The sequence below is a fragment of the Aeromonas sp. FDAARGOS 1407 genome (assembly GCF_019048725.1).
GTDB lineage: Bacteria > Pseudomonadota > Gammaproteobacteria > Enterobacterales > Aeromonadaceae > Aeromonas > Aeromonas enteropelogenes.
In genome coordinates this window covers 900,846-927,015 of record NZ_CP077399.1, presented here as the reverse complement: position 1 = coordinate 927,015, position 26,170 = coordinate 900,846, and the positions used below count along the sequence as shown (strand labels likewise).

Here is a 26,170-nt window from a genome sequence, read left to right as displayed (position 1 = left end):
GCTTTTAAACTGAGCTATGGTGCTAGCTCCCCCGTAACTGACTCTGGATCTGTCACCGAATGGAATTTTCCTTGTTCGGCGAGAAGTTCACTCGCCATGCCGGTATTACCCAACTCATGGATGACCTTAATCAGGGGCTGACCAATCCGGACGCCATCATGCTGGGTGGCGGCAACCCAGCCCCCATCCCTGCCATGCTGGAACGCTTTCAGGCCGAGGCCAAGAGCCTGCTCGACAACGGCGAGCTGGTGAAGGCGATGGCCAACTACGATGGCCCCCAGGGCAAGGACAGGTTCACCAAGGCGCTGGCGGCCCTGCTCAGCAAGGAGCTGGGTTGGGAGATCTCAGCCCGCAACATCGCCCTGACCAACGGCAGCCAGAACGCCTTCTTCTATCTGTTCAACCTGCTGGCGGGCGAATTTGCCGATGGCCGCAAGAAGAAGGTGCTGTTCCCGCTCGCCCCCGAGTACATCGGTTATGCCGACTCGGCTCTGGCGGACGACTACTTCGTGGCCTACAAACCCACCATCGAGAAACTGCCCAACGGCCAGTTCAAGTACCACGTGGACTTCGAGAGCCTGCAGGTGGGTGATGACATCGGGGTGATCTGCGTCTCCCGGCCGACCAACCCGACCGGCAACGTGCTGACCGATGAAGAGATCGAGCACCTCGATCAGATCGCCCGCGACAAGGGTATTCCGCTGCTGATCGACAACGCCTACGGCGTCCCCTTCCCTGGCATCATCTTCAGCGAGGCCAAGCCGTTCTGGAACGCCAACACCATCCTCTGCATGAGCCTCTCCAAGCTCGGCCTGCCGGGTACTCGCTGCGGCATCGTCATCGCCGACGAGAAGATCATTCAGGCCATCACCAACCTGAGCGGTATCATCAATCTGGCACCGGGCAGTCTGGGCCCAGCCATCACCATTCCGATGATCGAGAGTGGCGAGATCATCGCCCTCAGCGAGCAGGTGGTGAAACCCTTCTATCGGCAGAAGGCGGAGCTGGCGGTGCAACTGCTGCGCGAAGCCATCCCCGATCCGCGCTTCCACATCCACAAGCCGGAAGGCGCCCTCTTCCTCTGGCTCTGGTTCGAAGGGTTGCCGATCCACTGCCAGGAGCTGTACGAGCGACTGAAGGCGAAGAACCTGCTGATCGTGCCGGGCCACTACTTCTTCCCTGGCATCGACGATCCGGAGTGGCGTCACAGCCGGGAGTGCATCCGCTTCAACTACTCCCAGAGCGAGGAGCTGGTGCGGCGCGGCATCGCCATCCTGGCCGACGAGATCAACGCCCTCTACGCCGGCTAATCCGCCCGGCGATACAAAAACAGAGAGGCCTGCAATGCAGGCCTCTCTTCTATCAGCTGGTCAGCGATACTGTTTAGCCGGGCAGCGCCAGCTGCTCGGGTTTGCCGATGGGGATGGCGCGGGGCTTGAGCGCCTCCGGCAGCTCGCGCGCCAGCTCTATGGTCAGCAGACCATGCTCCAGCTTGGCACCCTGCACCTCTACATGCTGGCTCAGCTTGAAGGCGAGCTCGAAGTCCCGCTCGGCGATCCCCTGATGGAGGAACTGGCGCTCACCCATGGTGGCGACCTTGCGCCCCTTCACCTTGAGGGTGCCGTTTTCGGTCTCCAGCTCCAGCTCATTGCGATCGAAACCAGCCACGGCAACCGTGATGAGGTAGCTGTCGTGATCGCGTTTTTCGATGTTGTACGGGGGGTAGGCCGAGGTCTTCTGATCGAACAGGCCTTCCAGCTCACGGGCCATCCGCTCGAAGCCGACGGCATTGGAATAGAGATGAGAAAAATCGAGGTTACGCATGATCCTATCCTTCTATAAAGCAACAGGGTTTACTCTCCACAGGCCCGTCAATCGGCACCCGGGAAACATCAACAATGCAACGAGGTCAGGCTGTCAGCCGTTGATCTCGATCTTGCGGGGCTTCATCGCCTCGGGCACTTCGCGCACCAGGTCAATGTGCAGCAGACCGTTCTTCAGATCGGCCCCCTTCACCCGCACATAGTCGGCCAGCTGGAAGCGACGCTCGAAGCCGCGTTCGGCTATGCCTTGATAGAGGTAGTTACGCTCGGTATCGGCCTGCTTGTTACCCTTCACCGTCAGCAGATTCTCCTGGAAACTCAGCTCCAGCTCTTCCTGGGTAAAGCCCGCCACCGCCATGCTGATGCGGTAGTCGCTGTCACCCAGCTGCTCGATGTTGTAGGGGGGGTAACCGGCATTGCCATTGCTGGCCGCAGATTCGATGAGATTGGCCAGATGATCGAAACCGATGGCAGAACGATAGAGCGGAGAGAAGTCGATAGAACGCATAGTATTATCCTCCTTTGAGCGATAACTGATTGTTTGCCCTCCTGATGGACGGGCGCCTGGTCGAAACCTCTGTCGAGCGTTCCGGCCTTGTTATCTATATAGGGGCCCGCTTTCGGCTTTCAAGGGCTCTGATCGAAAAATCTTCTCTCCGCCCATTTGCTGGCTTTTTCCTCATTGGGCTAACTCTGATCCAGGAAACGACCCGGATGGCGTTTGGTTACACCTGTATGGCTCTCGATCCGGACGGCCATCGTCTGCGCCTCTACTGTCCGGCCCCCGAGCTCAGCTGAGTCGGCACCGTCACACCAAGGAGGAGCCATGTTTCACGTGGAACATGCCACCTTCTCCGCCCAGAAAACAAAAAGCCGGTCACAAGGACCGGCTTTTTATATAGCGCTGATAGCGTCGCATTAGACGTCGAGGTTGGCCACCCGCAGGGCGTTGGTCTCGATGAAGTCGCGACGCGGCTCTACTGCGTCACCCATCAGGGTGGAGAATAGCTGGTCGGCACCGACGGCATCATCGATGGTGACGCGCAGCATGCGACGGGCTTCCGGATCCATGGTGGTTTCCCACAGCTGGTCCGGGTTCATCTCACCCAACCCTTTATAGCGCTGGATGTAGATGCCGCGCTTGCCTTCGCCCATCAGCCACTCGACCGCTTCGACGAAGCTGGCGACCGGCTGCACCTTCTCGCCACGCTTGATGTAACCACCTTCCTCGATCAGGTTGGCGATCTCCTTGCCCAGCGAGACCAGCTGACGGTACTCGGAGGATTGCAGGAAGTCGTAGCTGATCGGGTATTCGCGGTCGACACCGTGCTGACGTACCACGGCGTGCGGCACGAACAGACGGCGCTCTTCATCGCGGCGCACCTGCATCTGGTACTGGATGCCGTGGTTGCTCTCGTTGAGCACGGCTTCCATGCTCTGGCACCAGGCCTGCAGATCGCTCTCGCTGGTCAGCAGTGCTTCGTTCAGTTCCGGCTGATAGATCAGCTGGGTCAGCACGGCTTCCGGCGCACGGCGGGACATGCGGGTGATGAGGTGGGTCACGGCGCGATGCTGGTTGACCAGACGCTCCAGTGCTTCGCCACCGATGGCCGGGGCGGACTCGTTGACGTGCAGGGTCGCACCGTCCAGTGCCATGGCGGTCTGGTACTGCAGCAGCGCATCTTCGTCTTTCAGATACTGCTCCTGCTTGCCCTTCTTCACCTTGTAGAGCGGCGGCTGGGCGATGTAGACGTAGCCACGCTCGATGATTTCCGGCATCTGGCGATAAAAGAAGGTCAGCAGCAGGGTACGGATGTGCGCACCATCGACGTCCGCATCGGTCATGATGATGATGTTGTGATAGCGCAGCTTGTCCGGGTTGTACTCGTCGCGACCGATACCACAGCCCAGTGCGGTGATCAGGGTGCCCACCTCCTGGGAGGAGATCATCTTGTCGAAACGGGCCTTCTCCACGTTCAGGATCTTGCCCTTGAGTGGCAGGATGGCCTGGTTCTTCCTGTTGCGACCCTGCTTGGCGGAACCGCCAGCAGAGTCCCCTTCCACTATGTAGAGTTCGGAGAGCGCCGGGTCTTTTTCCTGACAGTCGGCCAGCTTGCCGGGCAGACCGGCGATATCCAGCGCGCCCTTGCGGCGGGTCAGTTCGCGGGCCTTGCGGGCCGCTTCACGGGCACGGGCCGCATCGATGATCTTGTTGACCACGATCTTGGCATCGCCCGGGTTTTCCAGCAGGAAGTCGGCCAGCTTCTCGCCCATCGCCTGTTCGACTGCGGTCTTCACTTCGGAAGAGACCAGCTTGTCCTTGGTCTGGGAGGAGAACTTGGGATCCGGCACCTTGACGGAGATAACGGCAATCAGACCTTCACGCACGTCATCGCCGCTGGCGGCAGACTTGGCCTTCTTGCTGTAGTCCTCTTTGTCCATGTAGGAGTTGAGGGTACGGGTCAGCGCGGTACGGAAGCCCACCAGGTGGGTGCCACCATCACGCTGCGGAATGTTGTTGGTGAAGCAGTAGACCCCTTCCTGATAGGCGTCGTTCCACTGCATCGCCACTTCGACGCCGATACCGTCCTGTTCGGTGGTGAAGTGGAACACCTTCGGGTGGATCGGGGTCTTGTTCTGGTTCAGGTACTCGACAAACGCCTTGATGCCGCCTTCGTAGCAGAAGTGCGCCTCGCGGCCGTCACGCTCGTCCATCAGACGGATGGAGACGCCGGAGTTGAGGAAGGAGAGCTCGCGCAGACGCTTGGCCAGGATCTCGTAGTGGAACAGGGTGTCGCTGAAGATGGTCGGGCTCGGCCAGAAACGCACTTCGGTCCCGGTGGTGGTGGCATCGCCGATCTGCTTGAGCGGGGCCTGTGGCTCGCCCAGGTGATAGGTCTGCTCGTAGACGTGACCGTTGCGACGGATGGTCAGCAACAGCTTGTCAGAGAGCGCGTTCACCACGGAGACGCCCACGCCGTGCAGACCGCCGGACACCTTGTAGGAGTTGTCATCGAATTTACCGCCGGCGTGCAGCACGGTCATGATGACCTCTGCGGCGGAGCGACCCTCTTCCGGGTGAATGTCGACAGGAATGCCACGGCCGTTGTCGCGGACGGAGACGGAGCCGTCGGAATGGATCTTGACCTGAATCTCGGAGCAGTAGCCAGCGAGCGCCTCGTCAATGGAGTTATCGACCACTTCGAACACCATGTGGTGCAGGCCCGAGCCATCATCCGTATCGCCGATATACATCCCCGGGCGCTTGCGGACCGCATCCAGGCCCTTCAGTACCTTGATATTCGAGGAGTCGTAAGTATTTTCACTCATAGCTTACTCTCTGCCTTCTCTAACGTTTCGGAGATCTTGCCTTGTTCCACGTGGAACAACTTGCAGTCATTCGCATCCATCATGTCTGCGAGCTGACCAGTGTCGATGGCGGTGATGAACACCTGAGACGCACACTGCTTCAGCCTTGCGGCCAGCAAACGACGCTTCTCGACATCCAGCTCAGAGGCAAAATCGTCAATTAAAAAAATACAGCCACGGCTGCTATGTTGATTCAAATAGAGCCCTTGGGCCAGCCGCATGGCACAGACCAGCAACTTCAACTGACCCCGGGACAAAATATCCTGAGCAGGCACCCCGTTCGCCTTGAGGCGCACATCGGCTTTTTGTGGACCGACGCCGGTATAGCCCAGCGACCGATCCCGCTCAAATCCCGCCTCAAGCAACTCGTTGAGGGGGGTATCCTTCTCCCAGCCCCGATAGAAACCTAGGTTGATATCGAATTCCGGCAAAAAGTCCGCCGTCATCTCCTTGATAAGGGGCGTAATAGCCTGACAATAATTGGCGCGAAACGCCGCCAACTCGCCCCCCAACCGCACCAGCTCCTGATCCCAGAACGCCAGCTGGCGATACTGGGTGCTCTGGCGCAGCAGCGCATTGCGCTGTTTCAGCAGGCGCCGCACTCGACCCCACAGGGCGAAGAAGGTCGGCTCTTGATGAAAAACCCCCCAGTCGAGCCAAGCCCGGCGAGCCTGGGGCCCGCCGGTCAGCAGATTGAAGCCATCTGGATGGATCAACTGCACCGGCAGCAGCTCGGCCAGATCGGCCAGACGCTGGGCCTGGGCCCCGGCAATCTTGAGCTGGGTCTCGCCACTCTTGTCCTTGGCGAGACCGATGGGGACCTGGCGTCCCTCCAGTTCGCACTGGGCGAACAGGGTAAACGCCCTCTCCCCCTGGCGGATGACCCGCCCGGTCAGGTGAGTGCGAAAGGAGCGCCCCAGACCGAGGTAGTGAATGGCTTCCAGCACGCTGGTCTTGCCGCTGCCATTGCACCCGACCAGGATGTTGAGGCCGGGTGACAGCTTGAGACTGGCTTGCTGGATATTGCGAAAGTCGCTGAGCTGGAGTTTGACCAGAGACACGACTAGATCCGCATCGGCATTACCACATACTGAGCATCCTGATTGTCAAAATCCTCAATAATGGCACTGCTGACGGAATCGCTCAGACTGACCCGGATTTGGTCACATTTTAACGTATTCAGCACGTCCAGCACATAAGAGACGTTGAAGCCGATCTCCATCTCGCCAGCGGCATATTGTACGTCAAGCAGCTCTTCGGCTTCTTCCTGTTCCGGGTTGTTGGCGGTGATGCGCAGCAGGTTTTCCTGCAGATTGAGACGCACACCACGGAATTTCTCGTTGGAGAGGATGGCGGCACGGGCAAAGGCCTGGCGCAGATCCTCGCGACCGGCGATCAGGGCCTTGTCGCTGTTGCGCGGAATGACACGGCGCCAGTCCGGGAAGCGGCCATCCACCAGCTTGGAGGTGAAGATGAAACCGTCGAGGGCGGCGCGCAGGTTACTGCGGCCGATCTGCAGCCGCACCGGCTTGTCTTCCGCCTCCAGCAGACGCACCAGTTCCAGTACCCCTTTGCGCGGCAGGATAACCTGATGATCGGGCAGCGATTCCCCCACTACCTCGCGGCGGCAGGTAGCCAAGCGGTGACCGTCGGTCGCCACAGTGCGCAAGCCATGCCCTTCGCTCTCGAACAGCATGCCGTTCAGGTAGTAACGCACGTCCTGGCTCGCCATGGAGAACTGAGTAGCATCGATCAGCTTCTTCAGTTCCAGCTGGCTGATGTCGAACTCGAGCACGGACTCCCAGTCCTCGATGTTCGGGTATTCGGTCGCCGGCAGGGTCGACAGGTTGAAGCGGGAGCGGCCGGAACGGATGATCAGGCGCTCGCCTTCGGTATTGAGACGGATCTCGGCGCCTTCCGGCAGGCCGCGGCAGATATCCAGCAGCTTGCGTGCCGGCACTGTGGTGCGGCCATCTTCACTGGCCCCGTTCAGATAGACCTGACCGATCATCTCTACTTCAAGATCGGTACCGGTCAGTGACAGCAGACCGTTGCTGACATCAAGCAGCACGTTGCCGAGGATCGGCAGGGTCGGTCGGCCACCGAGGGCGCCGGACACCAGTTGCAGAGGACGTAACAGGGCCTCACGGCTAATTTCGAGCTGCATCTGTGCTCTCCGTAGTGATTAGGAGGAAAGGATTCGGATCAGGTTGGAATATTCGATCTGCATCTGTGCACTTGGTTCCGTTATCAGGAAGAAAGGGTACGGATCAGGTTGGAATAGTCCTCCTTGATGTCGTGACTCTCTTCCTTCAGCTGCTCGATCTTGCGGCAGGCATGAAGAACGGTGGTGTGGTCACGGCCACCAAAGGCATCACCTATCTCCGGCAAACTGTGGTTGGTCAGCTCCTTGGCCAGCGCCATCGCCAACTGGCGAGGACGGGCGACGGAGCGGGAACGGCGCTTGGAGAGCAGATCCGCCAGCTTGATCTTGTAGTACTCCGCCACCGTCTTCTGGATATTGTCGATGGTGACCAGCTTCTCCTGCAACGCCAAGAGATCGCGCAGCGCTTCGCGCACGAAATCGATGTTGATGGCGCGACCGGTAAAGTTGGCATTGGCGATCACCCGGTTAAGAGCCCCTTCCAGCTCACGGACGTTGGAACGCAAGCGCTTGGCGATGAAGAAGGCCACTTCGTCCGGCAGGTGGATCTGGTTCTCGTCGGCCTTGCGCATCAGGATGGCAACCCGGGTCTCCAGCTCCGGCGGTTCGATCGCCACGGTCAGACCCCAGCCGAAGCGGGACTTGAGACGATCCTCGACACCGTTGATCTCCTTCGGATAGCGATCCGAGGTCAGGATGATCTGCTGGTTGCCTTCGAGCAGGGCGTTGAAAGTGTGGAAGAACTCCTCCTGGGAGCGCTCCTTGTTGGCGAAGAACTGGATGTCATCGATGAGCAGGGCGTCGACGCTGCGGTAATAGCGCTTGAACTCTTCGATGGCGTTGTTCTGCAGCGCCTTCACCATGTCCTGGACGAACCGCTCGGAGTGCATATAGATGACTTTTGCATCTTTTTTGCTCTCCTTGATGGCGTTACCGACGGCATGCAGCAGGTGAGTTTTACCCAGACCAGTGCCGCCATAGAGGAACAACGGGTTGTAAGCGCCACCCGGGTTATCCGCCACCTGACGGGCAGCCGCACGGGCCAACTGGTTGGACTTACCTTCGACGAAATTCTCGAAGGTATAGTTCACGTTGGTGTTGCTCTTGTGGTTCGGTTCCGGCTTGGCTTCGGCCTTGCTTTCCCAGCTCTTCTGCAAGTTATTCACAGGTGCGGCGCCCTGTGCCGGCGCTCTGGCGACGGCCACGGGATGGGGACGATTACCGATATCAAAACGCAGGGCGGGGCCATCGACCCCGCAGAGTTCATTGATGATGCCGTTCACCCGGATGAGGTACTTGTCTCGTACCCAGTCCAGAACGAAGCGATTCGGTGCATACAGGGTCAGAGTATTGTCACTCAACTCCGCTTGAAGCGGCCGGATCCACATGCTGAATTCTGCCGAGGGCAACTCATCTTGCAGCCGGTTAAGGCACTGCTGCCATAGCGAAGCAGTCACTCTAAACTCCTGTCGATTGATTAACTAAAGACCGGCTATTCTACTTTTTTAGCCGCCGGATCTCCAGCCGTCACCCCGTGGATCCAGCAAATAAGATCCTTGACTTTCAAGGATCCAGCGCCATTGGATCATCATTCATCCCCAAAGTTACCCACAGCTTGATCCACCGCCATAAACGATGGATTCGGACCTCATCGTCATGTTATTTCATATAACAAAATGTCATTTATTTTTTAAATTTTATTCCAATAACATCAGCGCGAAACTAGTTATTCCAACTACAAATACAAGACATTCAGAGAGAGAAACCCCATGAAAACATCTATCAAGCTCATTTCCGGCGCTGCCATTCTGCTGGCCACCCTGTCCGGCCAAGCCATCGCCCAGGAAACCATCAAGGTTGGCATGTCCGGCAAATACTTCCCGTTCACCTTCGTCAAGCAGGACAAGCTGCAAGGCTTTGAAGTGGATATGTGGAACCAGATCGGCGAACGCACCGGCTACAAGGTCGAATTCGTGACAGCCAGCTTCTCCGGCCTGTTCGGCATGCTGGAAACCGGCCGTATCGACACCATTTCCAACCAGATCACCATCACCGACGAGCGCAAGGCCAAGTACAACTTCTCCCAGCCTTACGTCTATGACGGCGCCCAGATCGTGGTCCGCAAAGGCAACAGCACCATCCATGGCTTCAAAGACCTGGAAGGCAAGACGGTGGCCGTGAACCTCGGCTCCAACTTCGAAGAGCTGCTGCGCAAAAACGACCCGAACAAGAAGATCGATATCCGTACCTATGACTCCAACTTCGAGCAGGACGTCGCTCTGGGTCGTATCGATGCTTTCGTGATGGACCGCGTCTCCACCGCCCAGCTGATCAAGGAGTCCAAGCTGCCGCTGCAACAGGCTGGCGCACCGTTCGAAACCATCGAGAATGCCCTGCCCTTCCTGAAGACTCCGGAAAAAGAGGCTGTGCTGAAGAAGGTTGACGAGGCCCTGAGCACCATGCGCAAGGATGGTTCCCTGCGTCAAATTTCCGAGAAATGGTTCGCCGCGGATATCACGACCAAATAAATGATGGATTTCGACTTCGAATACACGCTGGGGCTGTTTCCCATTCTGCTCAAATACCTGGGCACCACGATGGAAATGGCCCTGTGGGGATTCGTATTTGCACTCGTACTGTCGCTGGCCCTGGCGATAGTACGGGTGTTTCGCGTTCCCGCAATTCACTGGCTGGCGATGCTCTATATCTCGTTCTTTCGGGGTACTCCGCTGCTCGTCCAGCTGTTCCTGCTCTATTACGGGCTGCCGCAACTCTTCCCCATCTTCGTGGGGATGGATGCCTTTACTGCCGCCATCATAGGGTTGACCCTGCACTTCGCCGCCTACATGGCCGAGTCGATCCGTGCCGCCATTCTGGGGATACACAAGAGCCAGATGGAGGCCTCGCTCAGTATCGGCATGAGCCGTTACCAGGCGATGCAACGGATCATTCTGCCGCAGGCGGCCCGCATCGCGACCCCGTCGCTGATGAACTACTTCATCGACATGATCAAGAGCACCTCGCTGGCGTTTACCCTGGGGGTGGCCGAAATCATGGGCAAGGCGCAGATGGAGGCCTCCTCCTCCTTCAAGTTCTTCGAGAGCTTCATGGCGGTGGCCCTGGTCTACTGGGTAGTGGTCATCTTCTTCACCCGCTTGCAGCATCTGCTGGAAGTGCGCCTCAACCGTGCCTATTAAGGAGGGTCGCCATGATCAAGCTAACCGGCCTCGCCAAGGCATATGACGGCAACCAGGTGCTGAACAGCATCGATTTGGAGGTCAAAAAGGGGGAAATCGTCGTCATTATCGGTCCCTCGGGTACCGGCAAGTCGACCCTGCTGCGCTGCCTCAACCTGCTGGAAACCCCGGATGCGGGCCAGCTGGTCATCGACGACCTGCAACTCAACCTGGCCAACGCCAGCGAACAGCAGGCCATCGAACTGCGCAAGCGAGCCTCCTTCGTATTCCAGAACTACGCCCTGTTTGCCAACAAGACGGCACAGGACAACATTGCCGAAGGGCTGATCACCGTCTGGAAGCAGCCGAAGGCGGAGGCCCGCGCCACCGCCCTCGGCATCCTGGAAGACATAGGCCTGGCCGACAAGAAGGATGCCTACCCGGCCTCCCTCTCCGGCGGCCAGCAGCAGCGAGTGGGCATAGGCCGCGCCATGGCGGCCCACTCCAAGGTCATCCTGTTTGACGAGCCCACGTCAGCCCTCGATCCCGAATGGGTCGACGAGGTGCTGGGGCTGATGAAGAAACTGGCACGCCAGCACCAGACCATGGTGGTGGTCACCCATGAGATCGAATTCGCTCGGGATGTCGCCGATCGGGTGATCTTCATGGAGGGAGGGCGGATCGTGGAGCAGGGTCCGCCAGATCAGATACTGGTCGATCCCAAGGATCCCCGTACCCGGGAGTTCCTGCGCAAAGTGCTGAAATAGCTCTCTCTTTGGCGGCCTGGCCGCCTTTTTTATTGGCGGATCCCTTGTTTAACAACGGCCAGCCAGTATAATCCGGAGCCCTTGATCCTCCGGATCCTCACACCCTGCCATGGTCCTTTCAAGACCGGAACAGGATGGAAGGGAACGGCGGATTGACTAAAAGCCGAACTCTGTTTAGAATTCGGCCTCTTTTGCTAGTCGTCACACGCTATAGCTGGCGCGTCGGCTAAGTGTGACAATCAAAACTGTACAGTAATACGGAATCGAATCATGAAACGTACTTTTCAACCGTCCAACCTGAAGCGCAAGCGCTCTCACGGTTTCCGCGCCCGCATGGCTACTGCCAACGGTCGTAAAGTTCTGGCCGCTCGTCGTGCCAAGGGTCGTGCTCGTCTGGTAGTTTAATGCCTACCCAGCACACCTTCTCTCGGGAGTTACGTCTGTTAACTCCCGAACACTTCAAACGCGTATTCGCCGAGCCTGTCCGGGCCGCTTCCCCGCAAATTACGCTTCTCGCCTGCCCCAATTCACTCGAACACCCACGTCTTGGTCTCGCCGTGCCCAAAAAAGCACTCAAGCGTGCCGTCTGGCGTAACCGTGTCAAACGTGTGGTTCGGGAAAGTTTCCGCCTCAAACAGCATCAGCTGCCCGCTATCGACATCGTGGTGATCGCCAAGGCCGGTGTGAAAGAGATGGATAACGAGGAACTGTTCAAGTTACTGGAAAAGCTATGGCGCACTCTGTCACGCCGTTGCAATGGGTAGCTATCAAACTGATACGCCTGTATCAGCTAATCATTAGTCCCCTGCTGGGGCCGCGCTGCCGTTTTACCCCGACTTGTTCCCAATTTGCGATAGAAGCAATCCGACTTCACGGTTTCATAAAAGGCGTTTGGTTAGCTAGCAAACGTCTATTAAAATGCCATCCCTTATCCGAGGGTGGTTATGACCCGGTTCCGCAACCAAAGCGAAGAAACTGAAGACTATGGAATCACAACGCAATCTACTCCTGATCGGTTTGCTGTTCGTGAGCTTTTTGCTCTGGCAACAGTGGGAGTCCGACAAGGCTCCGAAGCCGGCCCCGACAACCGTGGCCCAAACCGAACAATTCGTACCTGAAGCCGGTCAGTCCGGTGATATTCCTCAGGTTTCCGAGCAAGCCAATGCGAGCGCCGCACGCAAGCTGATCACCGTCTCCTCCGACGTGCTCAAGCTGACCCTGGATACCCAGGGTGGTGACATCGTCTCTGCCGAACTGCTGGCCCACAAGCTGGAAGAGGGCAAGGACAAGCCATTCGTGCTGCTGACCAGCCAGCCTGACCACATCTATGTCGCCCAGAGCGGCCTAGTTGGTCGCAATGGCCCTGACAGCCAGGCCGAAGGTCGTCCCACCTATGAAGCCGCCCAGACCAGCTACCAGCTGGCTGACGGTCAGGATCAAGTCGTGGTTCCCATGACCTGGACCGACAGCAAGGGTGTGGTCTTCACCAAGGAATTCGTGCTCAAGCGCGGTGACTACGCCGTTGGCGTCGATTACAAGATCGACAACAAGTCTGCCGAGCCGGTCCAGGTACAGTTCTATGGTCAGCTGAAGCAGACCATTGCAACGCCGAAGGATCAGGAAGGTCATGCCATGGTGGCCAGCGCCTACCGTGGTGGTGCCTTCTCCAGCGAAGACACCCGCTACAAGAAGTACACCTTCGACGAGATGAAGGATGCCGACCTGAGCAAGACCACCCAGGGTGGTTGGGTCGCCATGCTGCAACATTACTTCGTCTCTGCCTGGGCGCCGAATGCCAACGACACCAACAGCTTCTACAGCCGCGTGATCCCGGGCAAAGCCCAGGCCATCATCGGTTACAAGGCGCCGCAGGTTGACGTGGCCGCCGGTCAGCAGGTCGAACTGACCAGCAAGTTGTGGGTCGGTCCCAAGCTGCAAGACCAGATGGCCAAGGTAGCCAATCACCTCGACCTGACCGTCGACTACGGCTGGCTCTGGTTCATCGCCCAACCGCTGCACTGGCTGCTGACCGTGTTCCACGGTTTTGTCCAGAACTGGGGTGTGGCCATCATCATGCTGACCCTGCTGGTTCGCGGCATCATGTTCCCGCTGACCAAGGCCCAGTACACCTCCATGGCCAAGATGCGCATGCTGCAGCCCAAGATTGCTGCCCTGCGCGAGCGCTTCGGCGACGATCGTCAGAAGATGTCTCAGGGCATGATGGAGCTGTACAAGAAGGAGAAGGTCAACCCGCTGGGTGGCTGTCTGCCGATCCTGGTTCAGATGCCGATCTTCATCGCCCTGTACTGGGCACTGATGGAGTCCGTTGAGCTGCGTCACGCGCCGTTCGCCCTGTGGATCACCGACCTGTCAGTGAAGGACCCCTTCTTCGTGCTGCCAATCCTCATGGGTGCCTCCATGTGGTATCTGCAGAAGATGAGCCCGACCACCATTACCGACCCGATGCAGCAGAAAGTGATGCAGTTCATGCCGATCATCTTCACTTTCATGTTCCTCTGGTTCCCGGCAGGTCTGACCCTGTACTGGCTGGTGAGCAACGTCATCTCCATCATCCAGCAGACCATCATCTACCGTCAGCTGGAGAAGAAAGGCCTGCACTCACGCAACTGATGCGCAGCCAATCTTCCTGTGATGACAAAAGAGGCGGCCTTCGGGCCGCCTTTTTTATTACAATGTCCACCAATTACCGAACAAACGAGCCAAGCAAGATGACTACAGATACGATCGTGGCCCAGGCCACCGCCCCCGGCCGTGGCGGCGTCGGCATAGTCCGGGTCTCCGGTCCCGCCGCCGAACAGGTGGCCGAGATAGTACTCGGCAAACGCCCGCGAGTGCGTTATGCCGAATATCTGCCGTTCAGGGATGAGCAAGGCGAAGTGCTGGATCAGGGTATCGCCCTGCTGTTCAAGGCCCCCAACAGCTTCACCGGCGAAGACGTGCTGGAGCTGCAGGGCCACGGCGGCCCGGTCATCATGGACATGCTGGTGCGCCGCATCCTGCAGATCAAAGGGCTGCGCCCTGCCCGCCCCGGCGAGTTCAGCGAGCGCGCCTTCATCAATGACAAGCTGGATCTGGCCCAGGCCGAAGCCATCGCCGACCTCATCGAAGCCTCCAGCGAGCAGGCCGCCCGCAGTGCCATGCACTCCCTGCAGGGACAGTTCTCCAGCAAAATCCAGCAGCTGGTGGAGAGCCTGATCCGCCTGCGCATCTATGTGGAAGCAGCCATCGACTTCCCGGACGAGGAGATCGATTTTCTCTCCGACGGCAAGGTAGCGGGGGATCTTTACGCCATCATGGAGTCGCTGGACGAGGTTCGCAGCGAAGCCAGGCAGGGCGCCCTGCTGCGGGAAGGGATGAAGGTGGTGATCGCCGGTCGTCCCAACGCCGGCAAGTCGAGCCTGCTCAATGCCCTGGCCGGGCGCGAGTCCGCCATCGTCACCGAGATCGCCGGTACCACCCGCGATGTGCTGCGCGAGCACATCCACCTGGATGGCATGCCGCTGCACATCATCGACACTGCCGGCCTGCGCGACACCCAGGACAAGGTGGAGCAAATCGGTATCGAGCGTGCCTGGGCCGAGATCGAGCAGGCCGACCGGGTGCTCTTCATGGTGGATGGCACGACGACAGATGCGGTGGACCCGCGGGAAATCTGGCCGGAATTTGTTGATCGGTTGCCAAAAAACATCGGCCTCACCGTCATTCGCAACAAGGCCGACCTGACCGGTGAAGATCTGGCGCCGAGCGAGGAGCTGGGCCACGCCGTCTATCGCATCTCAGCCAAGACCGAGCTGGGGCTGCCCGCCCTGCGCGAGCACCTGAAAGCATGCATGGGCTTTCAGGGCAATACCGAAGGGGGCTTCATGGCCCGCCGCCGCCATCTGGACGCGCTGGAGCGGGCCGCCGAGCGGCTGCTGGTGGCCAAGGAGCAGCTGGAGGTATTCGTCGCCGGCGAGCTGGTGGCCGAAGAGCTGCGTCTGGCGCAGGAGTCCCTCTCCGAGATCACCGGCGAGTTCAGCTCAGACGATCTGCTGGGCCGGATCTTCTCCAGCTTCTGCATCGGCAAGTAAGGCCGAACTACAACGCCGGGAGCCAGCAAGAAACAGATGCCGTTTTGACGGCATCCCCATCTTCTCGCGGCTCCTGACGCCTCCTGATAACCCTGTCAGCCATGGTTTTAACACCATGGCTGACAGGGTCTCCCCTCGATTGATATCAACCACCGACTAGCCAGTAGCCGGCGACTCCCATCATCAGCAGGGAAGAGACCCGCCCCAGCAGATCCCCGCGCCCCTGCCCCTGTAACAGCCGATTCGCCCGCTGCCCGCCGTAGGCGTAGAGCAGCAGGTTGACGCACTCGATCAGGATGACCAGGGCGACAAACAGCAGGGTCTGCAGCTCGGTCGAGAGGGTCGGGCTGATGAAGGGCGGCAGCAGGGTCATCATGAAGAGCCAGGACTTGGGATTGGAGATGGCGACCGTAAAGCCGCGCAGCACCAGCCCAGGGCGCCCGCTGTCCTCCTGGCGGGTCGCCCCCTGCTTCCCGCCGCCGCGCCAGCTCGTCACCCCCATCCACAGCAGATAGAGGGCGCCGAGGTATTTAAAGCCCTGCATCAGGGCCGGCTGCTCGGCCAGCACCCGGGTATAGCCGAGCAAGGCGGTGAGTGCGATCAGCCCCACCCCGGCCAGCTCGCCACCGATGACCCACAAGGTGCGGCGCAGCCCCAGGCTGGCGCCAAAGCTCATGGCCAGCATCATGCAAAGGCCCGGGGAGACCGAGATGAGAAAGAAGGTCGGGATAAACATCAGCAGCAGGGTCCACTCGCTCATCATGTTCCCCTCAGGCCGCATCGCACGGGGCAAGCACCCCCATGCCGGCCAGGTAGTCGAGGGCGCTTGGGGTGAAGCCGATCTCCGCGAGGTGCGCCGCCGTGAAGGGCGCGCGCTGCAGCGGCAGGCCGCGGCTCACCCGTTCCATCCAGTCCGGATTGCCGATGGCCGCCGTGCCCACCGCCACCAGATCGGCGCCGCCGGCCAGAGCCAGCTCGGCCGAATCTGCGTCGTGGATCTTGCCCGCCACCATGAGCGGCACCCGCCCGGCCAACCCGACCCGCACCGCCTCCAGCAGGGCGCCGCCGTCGGGATCCCCCGCCACCGCCTTGAAGCTGTCCCCCATGGAGAAGTGCAGGTAGTCGATCCCCTCATCCGCCAGCAGGTGCGCCACCGCCAGCTGATGGGGCAGCTCTATGCCCTGGATATGGGCATAGCTCTCGGGGGAGAGGCGCACCCCGACCAAAAAGTCCTGGGGCAGGCGGGCGCGGATGCCGCGCACTATCTCCACCAGGAACCGCGCCCGGTTGGCGATGCTGCCTCCCCAGCGGTCGGTGCGCCGGTTGTGCAGGGGGTTGAGGAAGTTGCAGAGCAGGAAGTTGTGGGCTGCGTGCAGCTCGACCCCGTGCAGGCCGGCGCCATGGGCCCGCTCGGCGGCACCCACGAAGGCTTCAATGAGCGTCAGTATCCCCTCCTCCGTCAGCCCCTTGACCCCGAGCGGGTAGCGCCCACCCGGCGCCAGCTCGCACGGGCCGACCGGCGCACCGTCGTTCAGTTCGGGCAGGGCCCGCATCCCGCCGTGATGCAGCTGCACCACCGCCAGCGCCCCGGCCTGCCGCGCACTGTCGGCCAGGGCCGTGAAGGCCTGCTGCTGGGTGTCGGTCATCAGGGCCGGCTGCCCCGCCCAGCAGCGTCCGCCAGGCTGCACCTGGGTGGCGGCGGCGATGAGCAGGCCGAAGCCGCCGCGGGCGCAGCGCGCCAGCCAGTCGAGCTCGGCCTGAGCGGGATCGCCGCCTGCCCTGCTCATGTTGTGGGTCAAAGGGGCCAGCACGGCCCGGTTCTTGAGCCGCAATCCGGCCCGTTCGAAGTGGAAGCTGTAGCCAAGTGCCTTGTTCATCGCCCTCTCCCGGGATCGCAATGGAATGGCCGCCACTATAAACCGGGACAATCAGGATATAATCAGGCACACAAGCAAGGCATTCATTCCCAGCAAGACACAATAGGCCACCCCATGAGTCACCACAAGCTCGACACCCTCTACCTGATGCGCCTGCTGGTCGCCATCGTCCGCTGCGGATCCTTCGCCGCGGCGGCGGCCCAGCTCGGCATCACCCCGAGCAAGGCGTCCAAGGATCTGCGCCACCTGGAGCAGAGCCTCGGCAACACGCTCCTGAGCCGCACCACCCGCCGGGTGCAGTTGACCGACGCGGGGGAGCTCGCCTACCACCAGGCCGACCAGATGATCGCCCTGCACGAGCAGCTGCTGGACGGCCTGCAGCGCCGCCGCTCGGCCCTGTGCGGGGAGCTGCGCATCACAGCGCCGGATCTGTGGGGCGAGGTGGTGCTGACCCCAGTGCTGCTGCACTTTCGCGCCGACCACCCGGAGGTGCGGATCATCGCCGACTTCAGCAATACCCCGGCCGACCTGCTGCGCGACAATTTGCACGTGGCGTTTCGCAGCACCGAGCTCGGCACTCAGCCCTATCTGGCGCGCCCCATCGCGGTGGACGATCTGGTGCTCTGCGCCAGCGCCGACTACCTGGACCGCCACCCGCCCTTGAGCGAGCCGCAGGATCTGCAGCAGCACCCCCTCATCACCCGCTGCCAGGAGTACAGCCGCCACGAGCGCTGGACCCTGCTTGCCCAGGGGCGCGAGATCCCGCTGGAAGTGGCGGGTGAGCTGGCCTTCAGCAGCAAGAAAGCGATTCACCAGGCGATGCGCCAAGGGCTGGGGATCGCCCGCTTGCCGCGCTACCTGGTGGCGGCCGAGCTGGCCGAGGGGGTGGTGCGCGAGGTGCTGCCCGACTACCGCCCCAAGGGGGCCCATTTCTGCGCCCTCTACACCCAGCGCCGGGCCGAGTCGGCCCTGGTCGGCCACTTCCTCGACTACGTCACCGAGGCGCTAGGGAAAACACAATCCGGACATCCGGACGATAACCAATAAGAAGAGGGAGGCATGATGCCTCCCTCTCCGCTTTGCCAATCACTCAGCCCCGTGACTTTCATCCCTCGCTCAACGTTCGATTTGTACTCATTTTTCAAACAACAGGCTAGATCCTGCGCAGGCACCACATGAAGTAAGCACCTCCTAACAGGGTGGAGACCAGTCCCACCGGCAGATCCTGCGGAAACAGGATCTGCTGGCCGATCCAGTCGGCCGATACCATCAGGAGGGCTCCGGATCCGGCGGCGCCGAGCAGGTGCCAGCGCGCCCGCACCAGCCCCATCAGCTTGGCCATGTGCGGTGCCAGCAAACCGACGAAGGAGAGTGGCCCCACCACCAGAGTGGCACTGGCGGTGAGCACGGCCACCAGCAGCAGGATGACAAGCTGGGCCAAGCTCAGGCGAATGCCGAGCGCGGTGGCTACCGCCGCCCCCATCGGCATCAGATCGAGCCAGCGACTGATCAGCAGGCAGGCCGCCAGCATCAGGAGCGCCAAGCCCACCAGCGCGGATGCTACCGGCAGGGTGACGTAGTAGGTGGAACCGGACATCCAGGAGAGCAGCTGCTGTACTCGCAGGTCGCCGTTGGCGAGCGCGATGGCCTGCAGCGGCTCGAACAGCGCCGTGATGGCGATACCGGAGAGCAGGATCCGCTCCGGCTGAAAGCCGTGTCTGCGGTTGATCGCCACCAGCAGCAACAGGCAACCGAAGGCGCCGACCAGCCCTCCTAACAGCATCATGGCCAGCGGCAAGGCGGGCAGCAGCAGCGCCGTCCCTATCACTCCCATAAAGGTGCCACCACTCACCCCCAGCAGCTCCGGGCTCGCCATGGGGTTGTTGCTGACCCGTTGCAGCAGGGTGCCCGCCAGCGCCAACAGCACGCCGGCCGCAGCGGCCGCCAGGGTACGCGGCAGTCGCCATTCCAGCTGGGCCTGCCATCTGAGCCAGCTTGGCCAGCTCCAGCCATGCATCCCCTGCCCGAACAGCAGGGAGATCAGGACGGCTGCCAGCAACCCGAGCAGCAGCAGGCCGATGAGACGAGCCGGAGCCGGGTGACGGGCCACCAGCAGGGTGGCATTTGCCTTCGGCGTGCCAGACTTGATGCCAAGGCGCGGGATCAGCCAGAGCAGCAGTGGTGCGCCCAGCAGCGCCGTCATGGCGCCGGTCGGGATCAGCACGGGCCAGAAGCGGCTCAGGGTCTGCAGCAGCAGATCGGTGGCCGTCAGCAGCAAGGCCCCCAGGACAGGCGCCCACACCAGCCGCAGGGCCAGTTTTCTTACCCCCAGCAAGCGCACCAGGGCGGGCGCCGCCAACCCGATGAAGCCGATCAGCCCCACCACGCTCACCACGCAGGCGGTGACGAACACCGCCAGCCCCAGTCCGGCTAAACGCAGATGCTGAAGGGAGACCCCCAGGCTGCGGGCACTGGCATCATCCAGCTCCAGCACCGCCAGCGGGCGCACCAGCACAGCGGCCAGCACACCGGCCACCAGCAGCCGCGGCAGCAGATAGGTGGCCCCGCTCCAGCTGTTCTGGACCAGGGAGCCGCTGCCCCACACCAGCAACCCTTTCAGCTCCTCCTGGAAGAACAGCAGCAGCCCCATGCTGATGGCCGCCAGATAGAGGTTGATCACCAGACCGGCAAACACGATGACCACGGGATTGAGCTGACGGCGCCAGGCCAGGGCGAACACCAGTGCCATGGCGAGGCTGCCACCAGCCATGGCTATCCACTCCCGCCCCAGCAGCAACCAGGAGGGAGCGAACAGGGTCACCATCATCAGTGCCAGCTGGGCGCCGGAGGCGACCCCCAGGGTGGTCGGCGAGGCAAGCGGATTGCGCAGCACCTGCTGCATCAGGGTACCGGCCAACCCAAGGGCGGAGCCGGCCAGCAGGCAGATGGCAAGGCGCGGCAGCCAGCTGAAGTACACTACCGCCTGGCGGGCATCCTCCAGTTCGGGTGAGAAGAGGCTCTGCCACCAGAGTGAAGCTGGCAACTGGCGTGACAACTCCCAGCAAATCAGCGAGAGGGTCAATCCCAGCAGGATCAGGGAGGGCCGCCGCAGCGGCAATGGGAAGAGGCGCGTCATTTGGGCTCCCCTCCAACCTTGGCGTCCTGCAGCAATGCCTCGCTGAGCAGGGTGGCGAAGCGACGGGCGGCGATGACGCCACCGAAACTCCAGACGGCGGGCAGATGCAGCACGGGCGCCTGCTTGACCAGAGGCAGATGCTGCCACAACCCGGGCTCCTGCAGTCGCTCGTTCACCCCGACAGGAATGGGGTCGACCACCACCAGCCGCGCCTCGGGGAAGGCTAAAAACTGCTCTATGCTGGCCACCGAAAAGCCCCAGGCATTAGTCTGCCCGGTCCAGGCATTGCGCAGCCCGAGCTGTTGCATCACCGCTTCGAACAGGCTGTCGCGACCAAATACCCGCACATGACGCTCGTCGATGAACTGCACCACCAGCAAAGGGGAAATATCAACGGGCAGAGTGGCTTTCATCTGCGCCAGATCCGAATCCAGCGAGGTCAGCTGCTCCCTCGCCTCGGCGGTTTTGTTTACCAGTCCGGCCACGGTCAGGGTCGCCTCGTGCAGCCGCTGCCACAGATCGCTGCCTGGTTCATAGAGGGCGATGGACTGCACGGGGGCGATGCGGGACAAGGTGGCGGTCAAAGGCTCCGCCAGTGGAGATATCAGGATGCGATCGGGTTTGAGCTCCGCCAGCAGTTCGCGGTTGGGTTCGGCCCGCAGGCCTATGTCTACCACTTCAGCGGGCAGCCTGGGTTCGCCGACCCAGGCATGGTAGGAACCGACATCCCCCACTGCCAGCGGTGTCACCCCCAGCGCCAGCAGGGTTTCGGCTATGGTCCAGTCGACGGTAGCGATACGGGGCGTCCCGCTGCCGACCTCTGTGGCAACGGCTTGCGGTTCGGCCAGCGTCGCAAACGGCAGCAGCAGGCTGACGAGGCAGGGAGCCATCTTCAACAAACGATTCAAGAGAGGCCCCCTATTAGACGATGGCAATGGCGTGGTCATGGGCCGGGTGGCGAATGACCTCCATCGGGATGCCATAGATGGCGTGCAGGGTCTCGCGGGTCATGATCTGCCCGGGCTCGCCGTGGGTCAGCAGGCGGCCTGAGTGCAGCGCCACCAGCCGATCACAGAAACGGGAGGCCATGTTGATGTCGTGAATGACGATGATGACCCCGATATTGAGCTGACGGCTCAACTGCTTCACGAGCGTGAGTACCTCCACCTGGTGAGCGACATCCAGCGCTGCCAGCGGCTCGTCCAGCAGGATGAAGCGACTCTCCTGAGCCAGCAGCATGGCCAGCCAGACCCGCCCCCGTTCGCCACCGGAGAGGGTGTCCACCAGCCTGTCGGCGAAACGTTCGGTATGGGTGAGGGAGATGGCCCTGTCCACCTGGCGACGATCTTCCTCTCCCATGCGGCTCAGCAGGCCGCGCCAGGGATAGCGCCCCATCTCCACCAGCTCCCGCCCGAGCAGGTTCTCGGCGCTCGGCAGATGCTGGGGCAGATAGGCCACCTGGCGGGCAAAATCCCGATTGCCCCACGCCTGCAACGGCTTGTTATCGAACCGGATCTCGCCACCACTGAGCGGCTGCTGGCGGGCCAGCAGCTTGAGCAGGGTGGATTTGCCCGAACCATTGTGACCGATGAGGCCATAGACCTGCCCCTGCTCGAAGCGCAGATCGGTGGGGTGCAGCAGCGTGCGGTCCTTGACCGCAAAGCTGGCTGATTTCATCTCAAACATAAGCTGTACCTGTGCTGGCCAAAGGCCAGTCTCATCGCTGCCGGCATCAGGCCGGCACCTCGCAATCCAGATGGGCGATCGCATCCCGGCTCGCCTGCTCGCGCCATTCACCGGTCAGTTCGGTGAGCCGGCCCTGACGCATCTCCAGCAGGCGATCCGCCAGGGAGAAGTAATGGTCGTCGTGGCTGATGGCGATCACCGTCTTGCCCATCTCCTTCAGTCGTGGCAACAGCACCTGATAGAAGATGCGACGGAACTGGGGATCCTGATCCGCTGCCCACTCGTCAAACAGCATCACTTCGCGCTGCTCCGCCAGTGCCAGCAACAGGGCAACCCGCTTGCGTTGACCCTGGGAGAGGTCGATATCGGTGATGAAGTCCTCCTCAATGGCAAGCTTGCTGCCCATCTGCAACCGTTCCAGCCACTCGGCGATCAGCGCGTCCTTCGGTTCCGGCCCCAGCAGGTGCTGGAACAGGTGGTAGTCGGTGAAGATGGCGGAGAAGAGCGCCAGATAGGCGTTGCGATCGGTGACCGGCTCGCCATCCAGCAGGATCCGGCCAGAAACAGGCTGATAGAGGCCGGTCAGCAACATGGCCAGGGTCGATTTGCCGGAGCCGTTGCCGCCTATGATGAAGATCTGCTCCCCCTTCTCGATGGTGAGATCGATGGGGCCCACGGCAAAGCCGCCCTCCCCCTGATAGTGAAAGCTCACCTGCTCCAGCTCGATGCGCCGCCAGGCGCGGGGGGCAGGCGGCAGCGGGAAATCGAGTTCCGGCTCAGCCAGCGCCAGAGCGGCAATCTTGTCGAATGCCACCTGGGCGGCAAGCAGGGTCGGCAGCGCACCAATCCCCTGCAGCAACGGCGTGCGCAGGAACAACAGGGTCAGGGCAAAGGTGGCGGCCACATTGGTGTTGGCCCAGCCCAGGCCGTTGGCCAGGAAGAAGACCAGGCCGATGGCTCCCAGCATCATGATATTCGACCAGTTCACCGCGCTCAGGTGATAGGTGTCGGCGCGGATGATCTGCTGGCGGTAGTCCTGCGCATTCTGCAGATAAAGCTGGTGGTAGACGAAGTGGGCCCGTTCACGGTTGAGCGCCAGCTCCTTGCTGCCGGCGATGATCGCCTGGTAATTCTGATAGAGCCGATCCTCGGCCTGACGCATGCGGGAGAGATGGCGATAAACCCGGTTCACCAGCAGCCAACCCACCACCATGGTGACGGTGACCCAGAGGGTGGTGACGCCGAGCAGGGCCGGCGACAGCCAGCCCAGGTAAATGGCCGATCCCAGGGTGAGCACCAGCCCCTGCACCAGCTCCGGCAGGCGCACGAAGGCGATGGTGATCTGGCCGATGTCGCTGGAGAGAGAGGCGAGTAATGGCCCCTGCCCTATCTGGCGGATGCGGCCGACATCGGTATCCAGCAGCTGCTTGAGCAGACGGCCGCGCAGCTGGTAGACAAAATGATGACCAAGGGTGGTCAGGGCCAGCTGGGAGCCCAGGGTGATCACCAGCAGCAACAGAATAAGGCCAATCAGCTGGCCAAGCACTGGTAGCGGCTCGCCAACTGATTCGATAAGAGATTGATTGATAAAGGCTATCACGCCAATTCCGCTGACGGCACTGAGCAAGCTGAGCAGAACAATGGCGAGAAAGGGCCAACGATATTGGCGGTAAACCAGAGACAAGAGTTCCATAAAGGACCGCTATTTCAGGGGAATGCTCAAAACAAGATGCCGGGAAAAACAGGGCGGGAGCCTCGGCCCCCGCCCTGCCTTATTACCAGCGGTAGTTGATGCTGCCCACTACGCTGCGCGGTTCGCCGTAGTAGCAGTAGTAGTCACAGCTGGCCACATAGGTTTCACCCAGCAGGTTGTTGACGTTGATCTGGGCTCGCCAGTTCTTGGCAAAGTCATACCCGATCATCGCATCCCACACGGTATGGGCCGGCACCTCGGCAGAGCCATAGATGGGGTTGTAACCGGCATCCACGGCACCGATACCGACGCTGGAACCGACGTAACGCACGCCGGTACCCAGCTCGAGACCCGATGCCACACCCTGCTGCACCTTGTAGTTACCCCAGAAGGAGGCCATGTGGCGCGGGATCAGGCTGGCACGACGATCGCCGTTGCCGGTGTCGTTGGTCTTGGCATCGGTATAGGTGTAGGCGGCGGTCAGGCGCAGCGCGTCGGTGGCCTGCACGCTTCCCTCCAGCTCGACGCCACGGGAGGTGACTTCACCCGCCTGGGTTTGCTGGCCGGATCCTGTAGAGACGAGCGAGTTGGTCTGCGCCAGATCAAACAGAGCCAGGTTGATGTAACCGTCGAGGAAGGCAGGCGCATACTTGATGCCGGTTTCGTAGAGCTTGCCCTCGAGCGGCTTGTAGGAGCTTCTGGTATTGGGATCGATCCCCGGCAACACCTCGAACGACTCGGCATAGGCCACGTAGGGAGAGAGGCCGTTATCGGCCAGGTACATCAGGCTGCCGGAGAGGGAGAGCTCGTGGTCATACTGCTTCTCGTCCTTGGTCGCGTTGGTGTTGTGGGTCTCCACATAGTCGAAACGGCCACCGGCGGTCAGCAACCAGCGATCATCCCAGCGGATCTGGTGCTGGGCATAGAAGCCGCTCTGGCCCTTGGTGCTCTTCTGGTGGGTGGCGCTAGACTCGTCAAACCCGGGGAAGCCGCTGTAATCAGGGTGGAAGGTGTTGATGGATCCCATGCCGTAGTTGTCGGCCTCGACCCCTTCGTTGACATGGCGCTGCAGATCCACCCCCAGCAGCAGGGTCTGCTCGGTACGATCCGTGTTCCAGTAGCCCACCATCTGGTTGTCCATGGTGGCGCTCTTGGTATCGCCATCGCGGTAAACCAGGCCACGGTAGGCAGTGGTGCCTTCATAGGTGGGGAAGATATAGGTCTGGCGCAGCAGCAGATCGTTGTAGTTGAAGCGGACGTTCTGCTTGAACTCCCAGGTCTGGTTGAGCTGGTGGGCCAGCTCATAACCGGCGGAGATCTGGGTGTTGCGGTTGCGATCGTAATCCGGCTGACTCAGGTTGGTAGCGGGATCGATCTGGCCACCCGAGGTATTGAGGGTACCGTAGACAGGGAAGAAGCCGTTGGTGGGTACCCCTTCGTCGTGCTTGAAGCTGGCCAGCAGGGTCAGGCTGGTGCGATCCGAGATATCCAGGGTGACGCTCGGCGCCAGATAGACGCGATCGTTGTAACTGCCGTTCAGCACGCCGTCCCGTTCGCTATAGAGGGCGACCATGCGATAGCGGCTGTTGTCGGTCAGCGCATCGGAGACATCCACCCCGATTTGTCGGTGATCCCGGTTGCCCAGCTGAAGATCCACCTGCCCCTGGGGAGTAGTAGTCGGTCGCTTGCTGATGGCATTGATCACCCCGCCGGGAGGCGCCTCGCCGTAGAGGATCGAGGCCGGGCCTTTCAGCACTTCCACACTCTCCAGACCGAACGGTTCCGGCGTCCAGACATAGTAGCCGGTGCTGAACAGACGGTTGCCATCGAGATAAGAGGCAGCATCGAAGCCGCGCACCTTGAACCAGTCGGCATCGGTATCGGCACCATAAGACTGGGAGAGCACGCCGGAGCGATAGCGCAGCGCCTCATCCAGCTTCAGTACGGCGTGCTGGTCCAGCTCTTCACGGTTAACCACGGAGACGGCGCGAGGCGTCTCGGCCATGGGCACTTCCACCTTCATGGCGGTTCCTGTGACCACCATGGTTTCACTGGCCTTGGGCAGCTCGGCGGGAGTCTGTTCGGCCATCACAGGTAGAGAGGCCAGCAGGCCGGACAGCGAGAGCATACCCAGCCCTCTCTTTCTGCAGAGTTCTGTAGTGTTTTTTTGCGCAATCATATTAAGTCTCGTATATCAATGAGTTATGTTGTTTTAATTGTTATTTTGGGTCGTTTTTAGCGACATCACCCTGTTCCGTGGGTGAATAAAGCAGCGCAATCCTACTACAGGAAACAGCTCAATCGATATAGTTATTAGCAATCGTTACCATCCGCATTAGCTTCTTGTGGGCGCCTTGCCAGCCGATCTCGCCGACAGAAGGAGTCATC

Annotated in this window: 24 protein-coding genes; 11 read left to right on the top strand and 13 right to left on the bottom strand. The window is 60.9% G+C overall.

Annotated elements, in window-relative coordinates; translation table 11 throughout:
- The first annotated feature begins 59 nt into the window (after positions 1-59).
- On the top strand, positions 60-1,310 hold the full coding sequence (locus I6L37_RS04420; RefSeq protein ID WP_216993367.1) for a valine--pyruvate transaminase: 1,251 nt from the start codon (positions 60-62) through the stop codon (positions 1,308-1,310).
- A gap of 73 nt (positions 1,311-1,383) precedes the next feature.
- Here I6L37_RS04420 and I6L37_RS04415 read toward each other — a convergent pair whose 3' ends face one another.
- Both I6L37_RS04415 and I6L37_RS04410 read right to left on the bottom strand, forming a co-directional pair.
- Complete coding sequence (locus I6L37_RS04415; protein ID WP_010635613.1) at positions 1,384-1,824, bottom strand: Hsp20 family protein; 441 nt, start codon at positions 1,822-1,824, stop codon at positions 1,384-1,386.
- Between the two features lie 93 nt (positions 1,825-1,917).
- A complete protein-coding gene (locus I6L37_RS04410; RefSeq protein WP_216993366.1) occupies positions 1,918-2,331 on the bottom strand; it encodes an Hsp20 family protein in 414 nt (137 codons plus the stop codon).
- Between the two features lie 29 nt (positions 2,332-2,360).
- On the opposite strand from I6L37_RS04410, the gene I6L37_RS22030 reads away from it, so the two are divergent.
- On the top strand, positions 2,361-2,621 hold the full coding sequence (locus I6L37_RS22030) for a hypothetical protein (RefSeq protein WP_254203543.1): 261 nt from the start codon (positions 2,361-2,363) through the stop codon (positions 2,619-2,621).
- Positions 2,622-2,741: 120 nt separating this feature from the next.
- Here I6L37_RS22030 and gyrB read toward each other — a convergent pair whose 3' ends face one another.
- From gyrB to dnaA, 4 genes are all read right to left on the bottom strand, one after another.
- The gene (gene gyrB, locus I6L37_RS04400) at positions 2,742-5,153 is read right to left on the bottom strand and encodes a DNA topoisomerase (ATP-hydrolyzing) subunit B (RefSeq protein ID WP_216993365.1); all 2,412 of its coding nucleotides are present in this window, start codon (positions 5,151-5,153) and stop codon (positions 2,742-2,744) included.
- The gene (gene recF / locus I6L37_RS04395; RefSeq protein ID WP_216993364.1) at positions 5,150-6,253 is read right to left on the bottom strand and encodes a DNA replication/repair protein RecF; all 1,104 of its coding nucleotides are present in this window, start codon (positions 6,251-6,253) and stop codon (positions 5,150-5,152) included. The genes gyrB and recF overlap by 4 nt, the downstream gene beginning before the upstream one ends.
- Positions 6,254-6,255: 2 nt before the next feature.
- Positions 6,256-7,359, bottom strand: coding sequence for a DNA polymerase III subunit beta (gene dnaN, locus I6L37_RS04390; protein ID WP_026456354.1), 1,104 nt, complete (start codon positions 7,357-7,359; stop codon positions 6,256-6,258).
- 83 nt (positions 7,360-7,442) lie between these two features.
- The gene (gene dnaA, locus I6L37_RS04385) at positions 7,443-8,813 is read right to left on the bottom strand and encodes a chromosomal replication initiator protein DnaA (RefSeq protein ID WP_042027058.1); all 1,371 of its coding nucleotides are present in this window, start codon (positions 8,811-8,813) and stop codon (positions 7,443-7,445) included.
- Positions 8,814-9,125: 312 nt separating this feature from the next.
- On the opposite strand from dnaA, the gene I6L37_RS04380 reads away from it, so the two are divergent.
- From I6L37_RS04380 to mnmE, 8 genes are all read left to right on the top strand, one after another.
- Positions 9,126-9,884 carry an amino acid ABC transporter substrate-binding protein gene (locus I6L37_RS04380; RefSeq protein WP_216993363.1) on the top strand — a complete coding sequence of 253 codons (759 nt, stop codon included), beginning with the start codon at positions 9,126-9,128 and terminating at the stop codon, positions 9,882-9,884.
- On the top strand, positions 9,885-10,553 hold the full coding sequence (locus tag I6L37_RS04375) for an amino acid ABC transporter permease (RefSeq protein ID WP_124239400.1): 669 nt from the start codon (positions 9,885-9,887) through the stop codon (positions 10,551-10,553).
- 11 nt (positions 10,554-10,564) lie between these two features.
- Positions 10,565-11,299: an amino acid ABC transporter ATP-binding protein gene (locus I6L37_RS04370; protein WP_216993362.1), complete on the top strand. Its 735-nt coding sequence runs from the start codon at positions 10,565-10,567 to the stop codon at positions 11,297-11,299.
- A gap of 270 nt (positions 11,300-11,569) precedes the next feature.
- Positions 11,570-11,704, top strand: a complete 135-nt coding sequence (gene rpmH / locus I6L37_RS04365) for a 50S ribosomal protein L34 (protein WP_005307156.1) — start codon at positions 11,570-11,572, stop codon at positions 11,702-11,704.
- The gene (gene rnpA, locus I6L37_RS04360; protein WP_026457269.1) at positions 11,704-12,063 is read left to right on the top strand and encodes a ribonuclease P protein component; all 360 of its coding nucleotides are present in this window, start codon (positions 11,704-11,706) and stop codon (positions 12,061-12,063) included. The genes rpmH and rnpA overlap by 1 nt, the downstream gene beginning before the upstream one ends.
- Positions 12,030-12,278 carry a membrane protein insertion efficiency factor YidD gene (yidD, locus tag I6L37_RS04355; protein ID WP_010672280.1) on the top strand — a complete coding sequence of 83 codons (249 nt, stop codon included), beginning with the start codon at positions 12,030-12,032 and terminating at the stop codon, positions 12,276-12,278. Before rnpA ends, yidD begins: the two co-directional genes overlap by 34 nt.
- Positions 12,279-12,283: 5 nt before the next feature.
- The gene (gene yidC / locus I6L37_RS04350; RefSeq protein WP_026457270.1) at positions 12,284-13,930 is read left to right on the top strand and encodes a membrane protein insertase YidC; all 1,647 of its coding nucleotides are present in this window, start codon (positions 12,284-12,286) and stop codon (positions 13,928-13,930) included.
- 98 nt (positions 13,931-14,028) lie between these two features.
- Complete coding sequence (gene mnmE / locus I6L37_RS04345; protein ID WP_216993361.1) at positions 14,029-15,390, top strand: tRNA uridine-5-carboxymethylaminomethyl(34) synthesis GTPase MnmE; 1,362 nt, start codon at positions 14,029-14,031, stop codon at positions 15,388-15,390.
- A 145-nt stretch (positions 15,391-15,535) separates the two neighbouring features.
- Here mnmE and I6L37_RS04340 read toward each other — a convergent pair whose 3' ends face one another.
- A complete protein-coding gene (locus I6L37_RS04340) occupies positions 15,536-16,153 on the bottom strand; it encodes a LysE family translocator (RefSeq protein WP_254203542.1) in 618 nt (205 codons plus the stop codon).
- A 7-nt stretch (positions 16,154-16,160) separates the two neighbouring features.
- A complete protein-coding gene (locus tag I6L37_RS04335; protein ID WP_216993360.1) occupies positions 16,161-17,267 on the bottom strand; it encodes an NADH:flavin oxidoreductase in 1,107 nt (368 codons plus the stop codon).
- 114 nt (positions 17,268-17,381) lie between these two features.
- On the opposite strand from I6L37_RS04335, the gene I6L37_RS04330 reads away from it, so the two are divergent.
- Entirely contained in the window at positions 17,382-18,314 is a 933-nt protein-coding gene (locus I6L37_RS04330; protein WP_216993359.1) for a LysR family transcriptional regulator, read from the top strand.
- Between the two features lie 106 nt (positions 18,315-18,420).
- Here I6L37_RS04330 and fhuB read toward each other — a convergent pair whose 3' ends face one another.
- The 5 genes from fhuB to I6L37_RS04305 all read right to left on the bottom strand — a co-directional run bounded on the left by fhuB (position 18,421) and on the right by I6L37_RS04305 (position 25,961).
- On the bottom strand, positions 18,421-20,403 hold the full coding sequence (gene fhuB / locus I6L37_RS04325) for a Fe(3+)-hydroxamate ABC transporter permease FhuB (protein ID WP_216993358.1): 1,983 nt from the start codon (positions 20,401-20,403) through the stop codon (positions 18,421-18,423).
- Positions 20,400-21,293 (bottom strand): ABC transporter substrate-binding protein, encoded by an 894-nt coding sequence (locus I6L37_RS04320; protein ID WP_216994118.1) that lies wholly within the window; start codon positions 21,291-21,293, stop codon positions 20,400-20,402. The genes fhuB and I6L37_RS04320 overlap by 4 nt, the downstream gene beginning before the upstream one ends.
- A gap of 31 nt (positions 21,294-21,324) precedes the next feature.
- Positions 21,325-22,089 carry an ATP-binding cassette domain-containing protein gene (locus tag I6L37_RS04315; protein ID WP_216993357.1) on the bottom strand — a complete coding sequence of 255 codons (765 nt, stop codon included), beginning with the start codon at positions 22,087-22,089 and terminating at the stop codon, positions 21,325-21,327.
- A 46-nt stretch (positions 22,090-22,135) separates the two neighbouring features.
- The gene (locus tag I6L37_RS04310) at positions 22,136-23,782 is read right to left on the bottom strand and encodes a multidrug ABC transporter permease/ATP-binding protein (RefSeq protein ID WP_216993356.1); all 1,647 of its coding nucleotides are present in this window, start codon (positions 23,780-23,782) and stop codon (positions 22,136-22,138) included.
- 82 nt (positions 23,783-23,864) lie between these two features.
- On the bottom strand, positions 23,865-25,961 hold the full coding sequence (locus tag I6L37_RS04305) for a TonB-dependent siderophore receptor (RefSeq protein ID WP_216993355.1): 2,097 nt from the start codon (positions 25,959-25,961) through the stop codon (positions 23,865-23,867).
- Positions 25,962-26,170: the final 209 nt, after the last annotated feature.